Below are 13,997 nucleotides of genomic sequence, written 5' to 3'. Positions count from 1 at the left end.
GCAATGGCGTGGCGGTAGACTCATAATGAGTGTCCCGCGTCATGGTCGACCTATTGGTAATATGAAACGCAGAGATGCGCTCGCTGCATGCTCGCTAGGCGCTCTGCTCGGCCCGGTCAGCCTGGCTCGCGCATCCGCGGGCAGACCTCGTGTGGTGTTCCTGAACCCGGGTGAGGCCGTCGAGCATGGCACCGGAATGCACTGGCAACTGGTGTCGGAATTCATGGGTATTGCGGCGCGGTCTTTCGACATGCGTCTCGACGTTGTGTACGCCGAGCGGGATCATCTGCTCATGCTGCGTCAAGCCGAAGAGGTCGCGCGCCGCGCCGATCCTCCCGATTACGTGGTAATCGTCAATGAAAAAATGGCCGCCCAGCAGATGCTTCAGTCGCTTGCTCGCTCGTCTTCGAAAGTTGTCGTCATTCATAACGACGTCACCGCGCGGCAACGTCGTGAGATCGGTGACGAGCGGCAAGTCCTACAGAACTGGATCGGAACGGTGACAGCCAACGCGACGAGCGGCGGCTATCGTCTGATGAGCTATTTATGCGGCCGGTTGGCCGGCGAACCGGCCAGGGTGATCGGCATCACCGGAGACCCCAACACGCCGGTTTCGCAGGAGCGCGCCGCGGGTGTCGACGCGTTCCTGTCGCGCGCCGGCGGCTCGCGAATGTATCAACTGGTGTTCAGTGACTGGAGCTACGCGGATAGCGAGGAAAAGACACGCGTACTGCTTGCGCGCTATCCGGACACCAATCTCGTTTGGGCTGCTAATGATTCGATGGCGCTAGGTGTGCTGAGCGCGGTCCGGTCGCGCGGCGCGCGCGTGCTCGTCGGCGGCATGGGCGCGCTGCCAGGCGCGCTGCGCAGCGTCGCTGAGGGTGGACTCGCCGCGATGGTGGGCGGCGACTACTTCATCGGCGCGTGGGCGATGGTGCTGCTATACGACTATCATCACGGCAAAGATTTTGCGGCATCGGGAGGCGCTCGCCAGACGCTGGATTTTCTGAGCGTGGTTCATCAGGGCAACGTCGAGCGCTTCAGCCAGGCGATCTCCGATCATGGCGACGAGTTCGATTTCACGATGTTTTCGAAGGTGCGGCACCCCGAACCCGGCCCCTACGATTTCAGTCTCGCGCGGCTTGTCGGTCCATTCGCCCGGAGCGGGTGATGCGTCCATTTGCGCTTCCGGGTCTACGCTCGTTGAACCTGCACGCGAAGCTCATGCTCGCGCTTGCGATACTGGTCGCAGTGATCGCGGGCACGTCGGCTTATCTGCTGATCGAGCGCCAGCGCGCGCAGAAATTTTCCGAACTCGAAGAACGAGCCGCCCGCATTTCCGATCTGTTCAGCCGTTCGCTCGCGTTGCCGCTCTGGAACGTGGACCGCGGCGCAATCAGCGCCCAGCTTTCCGCACTTTCGCCGAATCCGGAGGTCGTGCAGTTCACGGTCACAGCGGTAGGCTATGGCGTCGTGGCCGAGGTCAAGGGCGCACGCCGCGCCGACCAGTCCAGCGACGTGGTGCGCGTGCGGCCGATCGAATACCAGCCGCCCGGCAATGCGCCGCGCGAGAAGCTCGGCGAGGTCCGCGTTCAACTGTCGAGAGCACCGGCGATGCAGGCAATGCGCGATGCGCGCAACGCAATTCTCGCGACGATAGCCGCCATGGTCGCCACGCTCTACGCGGCCACACTGGTCCTGCTGAACGGCATGGTGCGCGGTCCCATCAACCGGCTCGAAGAAATGGTGGACCGCATAGCAGGCGGCAATCTCGATGCACGTTGCGCAGTGGAGTCCGACGACGAACTCGGCCGCCTCGCTGCGCGCGTCAATGCAATGGCGCGCCGCCTGCGCGAATCGACGGCGCGCCTTTACGACAGCGAACAGAAGTACCGGAGCATTGTTGAAAACGCGCTGGAGGGCATTTTCCGGCTGCATCGCAACGGCTGGCTGGAGGAAGCCAATCCGGCGATGGCGCGTCTGCTCGGCTATGGCAGCGCAGCGGCGCTCGTCGCTGCGGGAACCGGCGAGCCGGGCAAGCGGCCGTTTTCGTCCGAACTGGTGGACGACCTCTTTGCGCGTCTGAAGCGGGACGGCGAAATAGCCGAGCTCGATTTGCAGCTCACGCGACCTGACGGCACGGCAATCTGGGTACAACTGAGCGCGCGCGGCGTCGCGCACTCGCATGGCGATATCGTTCGGCTTGACGGCCTGCTCGCCGATGTCACGGCTCGCAAGCATGCGCTGGACAACCTGCGCCGCCACCGCGACAGGCTTCAGGTGGAAGTCGCTGAGCGCAAACGCACCGAGCAGGAACTGCGGGCTTCGCGCGAGGAGCTTCGGCAATTGTCGTGGCACCTCGAAGTGATTCGCGAAGAGGAAAGAAAGCGTATCGCACTCGAAATTCACGACGAACTCGGCCAGCTTCTGACCGCGCTCAAGATCGACATTTCATTGCTGCAGATGAAACTGGCGGGCAATCCGGACGCGCTGCGCAAGACCGAAGCAATGCGCGAACTCGTCGAGAAAACCATGTGGATGGTGCGCAACGTGGCCAATCATTTGCGGCCTGCAGCGTTGAATTTCGGCATTGTGTCCGCGCTCGAATGGCTCGCCGAGGACTTCCACGGACGCCACCACATTCGCTGCTCGTTCGTGACGCATGGCGACGAACCGGCACTCGAGGATTCGTGTGCGACGGCCATTTTCCGCATTGCGCAGGAGTCCCTCACCAATGTGGCGCGCCACTCGCGCGCGTCGCGCGTGGTATTGACGCTGCGTTCGGACGACGCGTCGATCGACCTGGAGATTCGCGACGATGGTTGCGGTTTCGATCTGAATGCCGTGTCGGCCGGGCACCGCGGCTCGTACGGATTGCTCGGCATGGCCGAGCGCGCCCGCCTGATCGGCGGAGCGCTCTCGATTGCGAGCAACGCCGGTTCGGGTACTGTCGTCGCGGTGCGCATTCCACTATCGGACGATGTGCGGGCAACCTTCGTGTCGTGACCTGGTGTGACGAGTCGTTTCAATACTTCCCGATACGTAGCGGCCCGCGCCTGTCACCCGCAAGCCCCCACTTCGCCGCACGCCGTGCAGAAGTCGCATCCGTCCTTGCGAATCACGGCGTTCGCGCCGCACGACCCGCATTTGCGCCCCAGCATCGTATGCAATCCTGGTAGCACGCCGGGCTGCGTCGATTGCAACGTGCTGGTTTCGGCTTCGCCCGGATGCGGGCGGATGCCGAAGTCCGCGGGCAACGCGGTTTCCGCTTTCATCTGTCCGCGCGGCAAACGCGCGAGCAGGCGCGATGGAACCTGATTGCCCTCGGCATCGAGGAATCCACGCCGGTGCAGGATCTGCTGGATTGCAAAGGCGAGGGCGGCGACTTCCGAATCGTGCCAGCGCGGCGTGCGGTGACCGTCCAGACGCTGCACTTCGCCAAGACGCACCTGCCCGCGATCCCACGACACCTTGCGCATGTCCTGCAGATTGCGTGCGACGAACCCGCCGCGCGCGGCGAGCGAAAGTGAACGCATGGTCGCCGTGATCCATTGCTGCGACTCGTCGCGCTGACCCGTCGGAATAAAGAATTCGATGGGCCGCTCGATTGTCACGTCTTCACCGCCGAGACGCCCTGTCACCTCGATAAACGATACCGCGACGTACAGCGATTTTTTGCCGGCCTGCGTCAGATACTCGACCTTCTCGATGATCGCCGGCAGCTCGCCTTTCGGCCGATGGTCGATCGCGATACGCAGCGGATCGAGATCGGTTTCGGCCAGCGTGTCGTCGGCTTGCGGCGGACTCACGCTGAGCACCGCGCCGAGGGTCTCGTTCGGCCGATACGTGGCGAGACCCTTGAGGCCGCTTTTCCACGCATCGAAATAGAGGCTTTCGAAGGCTCCGAACGGGTAGTCGGCGGGCACGTTGACCGTCTTCGAGATCGACGTGTCCACGTAAGGCTGCACGGCCGCCATCATGTCCAGATGATCGCGCGCGGACATTTCGAGTGCGCTGACAAAATAGTCGGGCAGCCTGCTCACGTCGCCGCCCAGCTCGCGGTAAAGCCGGTACGCGTAGTCTTCGACGTCGAACGATTCGCGGCCGCCGTCCGCCATCACCTTCATGCGCGTGTAGGTCCACGAGAATGCAGGTTCGATGCCGTTGGACGCGTTGTCCGCGAATGCGAGGCTTACGGTGCCGGTCGGCGCGATCGACAGAAGATGGCTGTTGCGAATACCGTGGCGGCGAATCGCTTCCTTGATGTCATCGGGCAAGCGCGATGCGAAGGTACCGGCTTCGAGGTAGCGCGCGGCATCGAAGAGCGCAAACGCGCCGCGCTCCTTCGCGAGTTCCACCGAAGCGCGATACGCCTCATCGCGCATCAGCCGCGCAATGCTCACGGCGAAGTCGCGGCCTTCCTGCGAGTCGTAGCGCAAGCCGAGCATCACGAGGGTATCGCCGAGCCCGGTAAAGCCCACGCCGATGCGGCGTTTCGCGCGCGATTCGTCGTATTGCTGCGGCAGCGGCCATAGCGTGACGTCGAGCACGTCGTCGAGAAAACGCACCTGCGTGCGCGTGCGCCTCGCGAGACCGTCCCAGTCGAATGACGGCTTGCCGCCTTTCATTTGCGCGAACGGATCGATCACGAAACGCGTGAGATTCAGCGGGCCGAGATTGCAGCAGCCGTAAGCCGGCAGCGGTTGTTCGCCGCAAGGGTTGGTCGCGCGAATCGTTTCGACGGCGCGCAGGTTGTTGTCGTCGTTCATCCGCGAGATGAAGACGATGCCCGGTTCTGCGACGTCGTAAGTGGAGCGCATGATGCGGTCCCAGATCTCGCGCGCGGGCCGCTCGCTGTAGACCCACATACCGTCGTTCCGCTGCCTGACGTCGCCTGCCGCGCGCAGCGCCGGCGACGGCTCGGCGCGATGCACGAGCTGCCAAGGCTGATCCTCTTCGACCGCCCGCATGAATTCGTCGGTTACGCCGACGGAGACGTTGAAGTTGTTCCAGCGTCCCTTCGAGTGCTTCGCCTCGATGAATTCGAGCAGGTCCGGATGATTGCAGTCGAGCACGGCCATCTGGGCGCCGCGCCGCGAGCCGGCGCTTTCGACCGTGCGGCAGGACGCGTCGAACACATCCATGTAACTGCACGGACCGGACGCCGACGAACTCGTGGTGTGAACGCGCGCGCCCTTGGGCCGGATCGCCGAAAAGTTGTAGCCGACGCCGCCGCCGCGCCGCATCGTCTCCGCGGCTTGCAGCAGCGCGACGTAGATGCCAGGCAGCCCTTGCTCGTCGACGCCTTGAATCGCATCGCCGACCGGTTGCACGAAGCAGTTGATCAGCGTGGCCGCGATGCCGGTGCCCGCCGCGCTCATGATGCGGCCGGCGCCGAGCGCGCCGTGTCGCAGGTTGTCGACGAAAAGCGCTTCTACCGACTCGCGCAGTTCCGGCGGTTCGGCCTCGGCGACGCCGCGGGCGACGCGCCTGAAGACGTCGTCGGCGGATTGCTCGTCGCCTTTCGCGTACTTTTCGAGCAGGACGTCGGTGGAAAATTGCTGCGGAGCGACTAGGGGAGTGGGAGGCGCGCTCGCCGCGCCGGTGTCCTGCCGGGTCGACGGATGCGGCGTGTCTTCTGCCATGGTATGCCCTCGAGCAGCGCCGTGGCGCGCACGGCGCGATAGGTGAATATGCACGTCACGTTACCCCCGCGCGGTGAGCCGGCAGGATGACTTGACGCAAGCAGGTCCACCTTAACGCACGTGGCGAAGGGCCGCAATCGGGGAGGGTTGTGCGCGGCGCGGTCTGGGAACCGCACTGCCGCGCCGGCGTGCAGACAGGGATACAGCAGAAAAAATCAGGCTTCGGCAGGTAGCGCGCCGACGATTTCGGCGCAGATCATGGCGGACGCATTCGCCGGCGCTGGGCGCTCGGCCGGCTTGAATACCGCGTCGCCGCGTCGAATCTTGCGACGCGTCACTGCGCACGTTCCCGAAGTGTGCGCGGATCTGCGCCGCCAGCGCTGCTCGCCGTAATGACATCGTCCGGGCTCGACCCAGCGGATCACCAGCGTCGTGTCGGAGCGCTCGAGAATTTCGATGCGTACGCCGTTGGTACCGTCAAGGGGGATGGACTCCAGGGTCATCATCGTCGGCTCCGTATTTGTGAGTGTGCCGAATGTAGACCCGCGCGCGCCGCAGAGCCATTGTGTCCCCGTTGAAACACTGTTCCCCAATTAGCAACAATCAGACTTGACTTTCGAAGGGGCTTGAAACGGCGGGGCCTGGCGGCGGGTTTGCTAGCACGAAATCGGATAGGAGCGTTTTTTGCAACGCAGTGTTGTAACCGCTGAGACACCAGAACCGCGGTCAGAGGCGTGCGCGCGCTTCCTTTAAGATGTCATTGCGATGGTTCGAGCGCGTCCCGCAAGTCTAACGTGTTTGGCTTTGGCGAGTCGGCTCGCGCGCATCCCGGTCTCAACACATAGGCATTAATAGAAGAGCTCACATGAATTCACGTCCACCCGTTACGCCGCCAGAGTCGACGCATTCCACGGAGTTGCTGGCAACGCCTGGGCGCGTCCAGAAGCAGAGGGCGGCTTCGCTGGTGCTTTACATTGGGCTCGTGCTGCTGGCGTTGTGGGTCGTGCGCGACTTCATCCCGGTGGTCGCCTGGGCAGGCGTGCTGGCTATTGCGCTGTGGCCGTTGCTGCGCAAGGTCGAAGGCAACCGCTGGCTCACCGGCCGCACCACCTTGATCGCGGCCGTGCTGACACTTGCAATAGCGTTGCTGGTGGTGCTGCCGGTCGGCATCGGCATTGGGCAGGCCTTGCGCGAAGCGCATGACCTCACCGAGTGGTTCAAGACCGCGCAGGAGAACGGCATCGCAATGCCGGATTTCCTTCACCGTTTGCCGTTCGGCGCACAGCAGGTCGCAGCGTGGTGGCAGACCTATCTCGCGCCGCCGTTGCGCGATTCCGCAGCGATGAAGGGCTTGCACAGCTCCACGGTCGTCACGCTCGGGCGCCACTTCGGCGCGCGCGCCGTTCATGCGGTCACCGTCTTCGCATTCATGCTGGTGACGTTGTTCGTGATCTTCCAGGCGGGGCCGCGTCTGTCGGGCGCACTGAGCCGAGGCCTGCGGCGCGGTTTCGGTGAAGACGGCGCGCAGCTCGTTCAGCGCATGGCCACGGCGGTACGCGGCACCGTGTCCGGGCTGGTGGTGGTGGGACTAGGCGAAGGTGCGTTGCTCGGCGTCGCCTATTTCGTGACGGGCTTGCCGCACGTGGCGCTGCTCGCGCTCATCACCGCGATCGCCGCGATGTTGCCGTTCTGCGCGCCGATTACTTTTAGCCTCGCCGCGTTGTGGCTGTTCTCGCAAGGATCGGTGGCGGGCGCAATCGGTCTGCTGGTGTTCGGTGCGATCGTGGTGTTCGTCGCCGAGCATTTCGTGCGGCCGGTGCTGATCGGCAATTCGACGCGCCTGCCGTTTCTGCTCGTGCTCTTTGGCATTCTCGGCGGCGCCGAGACGTTCGGCCTGCTTGGCCTCTTTATCGGGCCGGCGTTGATGACCGTGCTGACGGTGCTGTGGACCGACCTCGTGCAGTAGTTGCATGCACACGGTTGCAATGGCCGGTTCCGGCATCCGCGCGGCGCCCGGCTCAGGGCCGCTGATTCGACGGATGTTCCTGCACCGGCGATCTCGCGCAGCCGAGTGTGTATTTCAATGCGCCCGGCAGAAGGGCGCTCCATACGTCCCACGTGTGGCCGCCGTCGATAATGCGCAGCGCTGCCGGATTGCCGGCCAACCGAAGGTGCGTGTAAAGCAAAGACGCGTCGGCCTGAATGGCGAGATCGTCGTCGCCGGCGGCGATAAAGATGGGCACGCGATAAGGCCGGCTCATATAGCGCTCCCACTGCGCCGGGTAGTTCAGCTCGTGCCAGATGCGCGGATCGAATTGCCGCTCGCCGAACACGCCGACACGTCGCGCCGCCGAACCGCGCGGCGGCTCGTTTGCATAGATAGCAGGGCTCAGCAGCAGCGCGCCGCAAAACCGTTCCGGCTGCGTCATCACGTAGCGCAACGCGCCGAAGCCGCCCATCGAGACGCCGCCGATCATCCGCCCGGCGCGCTGGGTCGATACGGCGTAGTGCGTTTCGATCTCGGGCAGGAGATCGTCGAAGAAAGCGGTCTCCATCTTTTCCTTGCGATCCACGTACCAATCGGTGCCGCCTTGCGGCATCACGACCGCGACCGGCGGGATATCGCGGTGTTCGATCAGCGCGTCGACCGTGCTTTGCAAATGGCCTTGGGTGATCCAGTCATTCGCGTCGCCATTGTTGCCGTGCAGGAGATAGATGACCGGAATGCGCGCCGCGTCCGGACGATAGCCGGTCGGCAGATAAAGCGTGTAGGACCAGTCGCGTCCGAGCGCGGACGAATGGAAGCTTCGATTCGTTACCGTGCTTGCAGAAGACGAAGCGCCGCAAGCGGCGCAAAGAACAGCCAGCACGGAATGTAGGAATGGACGCATGTCAGGGTAGGAAGCAGCCGCGCCAGATGACGCGCGGCCGTCATGCTATCAGCATCCGGTGGATCTTTGTCCAAAGCGCCTTATGGCGATCGTCTGTTCTCGATACCGGGCACGCGGTGGGGCAAAAGCTTTGCGAAGCGGCGTGTTGAGGGTGCCGCCATGCGCATTGCTTTCGGCGCGTTAAGGCGACGTGCGAAGCCGCGTGCTGAAAAGACGCGTCACGAGGCGCTTGAGCGGCTCGGTCCCGCATGCGACGGCGAACAAGGCAGTGACCGCGCACGCGTCGGCGAGCAGACCTAGCGGATAGTTCAGATAGCCGTCGGTTGCCGCATACAGCACCGAGTCCACCACGAGCGAGATCACTGCGCCGGCAATGAAACAAAGCAGCCCCTTGCGTCCGATGACACCGATCAACGGCAGCGACTCGGCGAGCTTTCTTGCCCAGCCAAGCTCGATCAGATTGGCGACAAGCCACGCGATGGCGAGGAAGTTGACCGCTCGCAAGTAGGATAGGTTCTGCTTGAAGCTCGCATCGAGCGGCTGGCGTTCGATAAAGAGCTTGTAGTAAGCGGCGAGCGCGACTACCGAGCACGCCGCGAAAGTCACGAGCCAGCCGAGGCGATGTTCGCTCACTCGCTGATAGACGGGCTGGCAGCGCGCGAGCGCGCCGAGCACGAACAGCAACTGCCAGGCGAACGGGTTGAAGTCCCAATGCATGTCGGGCGCGGCCGGCAGATACGCATTGATGGCCGGCGCGCCGGCCCACAGCGCGACGCTGCCGGCAAGCAGAAGCCAAGGCTTGCTGCGCGCAAGCGGCAGGATCATCGGCACGAGCAGCGCGAAGAAAGCGTACATGGGCAGCACCGACGCAAGGTACGGCTGGCGGCGGAACAACAGGATGTCACGCATGGCGGCGACGGGCGTGTCCATCAGGTCGTCGAGGTCGGTGATCGCGAGGTTCGGCGCGTCGATGCTGAATGCGTTCAGGACCGCGCTTACGAGCAGCATCAGGCCGGCGGTCACGAGAAACGCGCGATAGATTTCCAGCGAGCGCCGCAGGAAGCGGTTTCGAGCGATGGTTTCGCTGCGCCGCTCGGCGAGCGCCGCGTAAGCCGTTGCTGTGGCAAAGCCGCCGAGAAAGACGAAGACTTCCGCGGCGTCGCACAGCGCGTACGCGTGCAGCGTGACGCGCGACAGAATGCTTCCGCCGATGTGGTCCACCACGATGATCAGCAGAACGAGTCCGCGAAAAAAGTCGAGCTCGACTAAACGGGATTGCGACGGTTTCATTGTTTTTATGCCAAAAGCAGCCGCGTGCGACGGCGCGCTCTTTCAGCGCGTCGGGCGTCTCACAAGGCTTTGGAATAGTGGATGAGTGCTGCTGCGGCCGCGCAATCGCGTTGCCGCTGTCGACCGGCACGAAGGCACGGTTGCACGATGCAGTAAAAATGACCCGGGCAGAGCGGCGGAGTTCCGCTTCGGTGCCGCGAAAGTCAGCGATTATATTTCTTTCTGTGACAAGTCTGCTTGGAGTCACGCAAATGGGACGCCCGCCCACATGGGTTGTCGGCGGAATAGGCGGTTAAAGACAGTGGAGATTTCGCAACGTTTTGACATATCCACGCGACACCCAATGGACGGACGGCTTACGGCGTGTGAGGATTTCCTGTAAGCGCGTCGGGCTTTCAGAAGCGCGTTGTCGTAGGGTCAAGAAGAAGGCGTCGGATCGAGTTAGGCCCATTACTCGAGTGCAGGGGGATCGTCATGAACAAGCAAGTGTTCGCGCTCGCTGTTTCCACCGCTGTGTCCGCCGCTTTTAGCGCACCAGCTTCGGCGCAGACGAGCGTCACGCTGTACGGCGTGCTCGACGAAGGTATCAACTACACGAACAACGCCGGCCGTGGCCATGCCTACGAGTTGGCGAGCGGCTATGCGCAAGGCAGCCGATGGGGGCTCAAGGGCGCGGAGGAACTTGGCGGCGGCCTTAAGGCGATTTTTCAGCTCGAGAATGGTTTCGACCTGAGCTCCGGGCGATTCAATCAGGGTGGCCGTATGTTCGGGCGGCAGGCTTTCGTCGGCCTGAGCGCGGACCGCTTTGGCACATTGACGTTCGGGCGCCAATACGATTCGGTAGTCGATTATCTGGCGCAGACCACGGCCAATGGCAATTGGGCCGGCTCGCTGTTCTCGCACCCCTACGATAACGACAACACGGATAACTCGTTTCGCCTTGACAACACCGTCAAATACACGAGCCCGTCGCTTAGCGGTTTTCAATTCGGCGGCACATACAGCTTCAGTAACGATACCAACTTCGGCAATAACCGCGCTTATAGCGTCGGCGGACGGTACGCCTACGGAGGGCTGCTCGTTAGCGCCGCCTATTTACAGGCCAATAATCCGGGCAATGGCGTGAATGGTGCAATTACCGCCAATGACGCCAGCTTTATCGCAACCCGTATGCGCGTGTTCGGCGGCGGCATTACCTATAATTTCGGTCCGGCTACGGCGGGCTTTGTGTACAGCAACTCGAACTATCTGAATCCGACCGGTAATGGTTATCTCGGCGTTACGCCGCTAGTGCCGCCCGGCGTATTGCTGAATTCGTTGAAATATCAGAACTTCGAGTTGAATGGGAAATACCAGTTTTCACCGGTGCTGTTCGTCGGGGCACAGTACGTGTACACGATGGAAAACTACGACGCGTCGAGCGGCGGCGTCAAACCGAAAATCCATTCATTTGGTTTGATGGCCGATTACAACCTGTCCAAACGCACCGATGTCTACATTCAAGGCGAGTACCAGCACGTGACTGGCGACTCCACTTACTCGATACTCGATGATGCGTTTATAACCGGCGCACAAGCGCCGTCGTCGACATCGAAACAGGTCGTGGTGCGCGCCGCGATACGGCATAAATTCTAGATCCGATCTGTACGCCGCCGCCGATAACGACAATACAAAAGAAAACGCGCCCCAATGAGCAGTTCACGAGGCGCGCCGTTTTTTGCCGGCCATTCGCACCGGCTGCTTTATTCGATGCTCAGTTCATCACGACGTTTTGCACCAGAATGCCGGCCATCACGCCTGCGGGAATGCCGAAGGTTCGGCCGCGAAGAGTCGCACTCAGATCTTCGTCGAGAATAAAGCTGCTGCGGCGCTTGCTCCATACCGTCTTGTACAGAACCGGCTTGGTGTCGGCGATAAGCAGCGAGATGACCGCCGTCGCAATGACCTGTTCGAGTGCATGCAGTCTGGCCATGAACGGGGAAAATTCAGCCCCGACGCAGACCAGCACCATGATGGCGGTAGCGATCACAGCGCCAAAGAAGAAACCGCCCATGAAGCGGTTGGCTGATGTAAGAGAATCCACTTGAACCTCGACTTCTTCATCGCCCAGGTGAGGGTTGATGAAGCAAAATATTCTGAAGGGAAGGTATTTCAGTTGAGCAACTGGGGAGCTTTTTCGGTGCGCGGCAGTCAGCATCAAAAGACGCCTAAGAATATTTTTTTTATGCTCTTCAACCTATCGTCCGTTTCCTAATCACGCTTCGGAGAAATCCTAAAGCGCGGGGGCGGATGCGGGCGCCATCCCGGCTCAGTCAACCGTGACATTGACCTGACTTCTTCAATGGAGATTTCATGAGCAATCGTGCGACGCAAATTCTTCCTCACCATCGCTATGTTCATTCGCTGGGCGCGCCGCTCGCCTGCGTGCAAGGCACAGTCAGCAAAGTATTCGCGAGTCCGGACAACCACCACGGCGCGAATCATCAGCATATGGTCATCAAGATCGACAAAGTGTTGAAGTTCGAAGGCGGCACGCAAAATCTGGTCGGCACAGAAGTGTTCGTGGCGGTTCGATTCGGCGATAACGAGGGACTGTCCGAAGAGATTCCCGGACTACAAGCCGGCCAACCGATCGAGGTGCAAGGCGAATATATTCCCGAGGCGAACGCCTATCCGACCGACGACAATTCGGGCCCTGTCCTGCCAGTCCTGCACTTCACTCACCATCCCGTCGGTTACGTGCGCTATGCGGGGCAGTACTACAGCTGACACTCGCAGGTTGACTGCTGTGCGTGGTCCATCGCGTTTTCCGAACCGGCCATTCAAGTTCTGACGGTGGCGTGCCGTTAAGCAGATGGCGTCGATCGCGTTGCCCGCGCCGTTGCGCGCGCAACGGCGCATGCAAGGCCGTGCGTAACGTTTGTATCAGACTGTGTGACGCGCCGGGTTTTCTGTTGAAGCCACTCTACAATTCTGCTGGGAATTTAGTCCGGTCTGGCCCGTCCTCGGAGGGAGTGGCTGCTTTGAGCGCCCGAATCCGCCGCCGCGCGAGCGACGAATCGACGAGCCGGGCCGGTCGAATGCAAGGCAAGGGCGGCAATGGTGCGGGGCGCGCAGCGCGCGCTCGCCGGGTCGCAACACGAAAGGCTGCGCGTTGTTCAATCGCGCGCATCGCTTGCGGCCAGGCGCCTGCGGCCTGCCAACAAGATACGTCAGGATTTGAACATGATCGGAAAGCGTTTCGACAGAGCAATAATGGTCAGCATTGCCGGCGCGTCGCTGGCGCTTGCGATGACCGGTTGCGCGAACTTCGGGCAGCAGGGTGCGCAGGGCGACGGGGCATCGGCAACAGGCGCCACAAGCCTGGCAGGCACGGCGGGACCGTCTGCATCGACGAATACGCCGACGCCAGCCGCCAATGAAGCCTCACCACTCAGGAAGGCGCCGCCGCTGGTGTATCGGGTCAAGCGCGGAGACACGCTGGCGCGCATCGCGCAGCGTCATCATTGCAGCGTCGGGCAGTTGCAGGCGTGGAACGGCCTCAAGGCTTCGTCGCGGTTGAAGCGGGGCGAGGTATTGCGTGTTGCATCGCCGGAAACGGCGCAGGCGGTCAACGCGGCAGTGGCTGCCGACAAAGCCACCGCTGCTACGTCGAGCGCCTCCGTCGCGCAGACTTCCGCGGCCGATGCTGCCGCAGCCGGAATGTCGTCAGCCGCGCAAGCTTCGGCCGGCCCCAGTGCCGCCGAAGCACGCGAAGTCGCGCAACAGACCATGCGTCACGCGAACGGTGTTGCACTCGCGTGGCCGGCGGGCGGCCGGGTGGTCGAAGGGTTTCAGCCGGGCGAAACGCGCGGCATCGAGATCGGCGGCAAGCCCGGCGATCCGGTTCGTGCTGCGGCCGACGGCAAGGTCATGTACGCCGGTACGGGGCTGAACAGCTACGGCAGTCTCATCATCGTCCAGCACAACAAAGACTTTCTTACCGCCTACTCGCATAACCGCAAGCTGCTGGTCAAGACCGGAGACATCGTTCGTCAAGGGCAGCAGATCGCCGAGATGGGCGATCAGAACAACTCACGCGTCTCGGTCGGTTTCGAATTGCGCCGCGACGGCAAGCCCATTGATCCAATGCCGTACCTGCCGCAAGGACGCGGCTAGGCGCACCCCGGCG

11 protein-coding genes are annotated in these 13,997 nt (G+C 62.4%); 6 read left to right on the top strand and 5 right to left on the bottom strand.

Going from position 1 to position 13,997, the window contains the following annotated elements:
* The first annotated feature begins 61 nt into the window (after positions 1-61).
* Positions 62-1,171, top strand: coding sequence for an ABC transporter substrate-binding protein (locus BCA01S_RS25510; protein ID WP_027779348.1), 1,110 nt, complete (start codon positions 62-64; stop codon positions 1,169-1,171).
* A complete protein-coding gene (locus BCA01S_RS25505) occupies positions 1,171-3,006 on the top strand; it encodes a sensor histidine kinase (protein WP_027779347.1) in 1,836 nt (611 codons plus the stop codon). Before BCA01S_RS25510 ends, BCA01S_RS25505 begins: the two co-directional genes overlap by 1 nt.
* A 53-nt stretch (positions 3,007-3,059) precedes the next feature.
* On the opposite strand, the gene BCA01S_RS25500 is transcribed toward BCA01S_RS25505, so the two are convergent.
* Entirely contained in the window at positions 3,060-5,645 is a 2,586-nt protein-coding gene (locus tag BCA01S_RS25500; RefSeq protein ID WP_027779346.1) for an adenosylcobalamin-dependent ribonucleoside-diphosphate reductase, read from the bottom strand.
* 215 nt (positions 5,646-5,860) lie between these two features.
* Positions 5,861-6,148: a DUF3331 domain-containing protein gene (locus BCA01S_RS25495; protein ID WP_027779345.1), complete on the bottom strand. Its 288-nt coding sequence runs from the start codon at positions 6,146-6,148 to the stop codon at positions 5,861-5,863.
* A gap of 362 nt (positions 6,149-6,510) precedes the next feature.
* Between BCA01S_RS25495 and BCA01S_RS25490 the strand changes: the two genes are divergently transcribed.
* Positions 6,511-7,611, top strand: coding sequence for an AI-2E family transporter (locus BCA01S_RS25490; protein WP_027779344.1), 1,101 nt, complete (start codon positions 6,511-6,513; stop codon positions 7,609-7,611).
* A 52-nt stretch (positions 7,612-7,663) separates the two neighbouring features.
* Here the strand turns inward: BCA01S_RS25490 and BCA01S_RS25485 are convergent, their stop codons facing one another.
* A complete protein-coding gene (locus BCA01S_RS25485) occupies positions 7,664-8,536 on the bottom strand; it encodes an alpha/beta hydrolase (protein ID WP_027779343.1) in 873 nt (290 codons plus the stop codon).
* A gap of 180 nt (positions 8,537-8,716) precedes the next feature.
* Positions 8,717-9,826 (bottom strand): OpgC domain-containing protein, encoded by a 1,110-nt coding sequence (locus BCA01S_RS25480; RefSeq protein ID WP_027779342.1) that lies wholly within the window; start codon positions 9,824-9,826, stop codon positions 8,717-8,719.
* A gap of 474 nt (positions 9,827-10,300) precedes the next feature.
* Here BCA01S_RS25480 and BCA01S_RS25475 point away from each other — a divergent pair, with 474 nt between their 5' ends.
* A complete protein-coding gene (locus BCA01S_RS25475; protein ID WP_027779341.1) occupies positions 10,301-11,461 on the top strand; it encodes a porin in 1,161 nt (386 codons plus the stop codon).
* A gap of 118 nt (positions 11,462-11,579) precedes the next feature.
* Here the strand turns inward: BCA01S_RS25475 and BCA01S_RS25470 are convergent, their stop codons facing one another.
* Complete coding sequence (locus tag BCA01S_RS25470; protein ID WP_244146063.1) at positions 11,580-12,023, bottom strand: hypothetical protein; 444 nt, start codon at positions 12,021-12,023, stop codon at positions 11,580-11,582.
* 155 nt (positions 12,024-12,178) lie between these two features.
* On the opposite strand from BCA01S_RS25470, the gene BCA01S_RS25460 reads away from it, so the two are divergent.
* Both BCA01S_RS25460 and BCA01S_RS25455 read left to right on the top strand, forming a co-directional pair.
* Positions 12,179-12,595 carry a hypothetical protein gene (locus BCA01S_RS25460; protein WP_027779339.1) on the top strand — a complete coding sequence of 139 codons (417 nt, stop codon included), beginning with the start codon at positions 12,179-12,181 and terminating at the stop codon, positions 12,593-12,595.
* 456 nt (positions 12,596-13,051) lie between these two features.
* A complete protein-coding gene (locus tag BCA01S_RS25455; RefSeq protein WP_084166927.1) occupies positions 13,052-13,984 on the top strand; it encodes a M23 family metallopeptidase in 933 nt (310 codons plus the stop codon).
* The last annotated feature ends 13 nt before the right edge of the window (positions 13,985-13,997 follow it).

The organism is Paraburkholderia caledonica NBRC 102488, from assembly GCF_000685095.1.
In the GTDB taxonomy this organism is placed as follows: domain Bacteria; phylum Pseudomonadota; class Gammaproteobacteria; order Burkholderiales; family Burkholderiaceae; genus Paraburkholderia; species Paraburkholderia caledonica.
The sequence above is the reverse complement of the archived record's forward strand: the minus strand, read 5'-3'. Positions and strand labels throughout refer to the sequence as shown.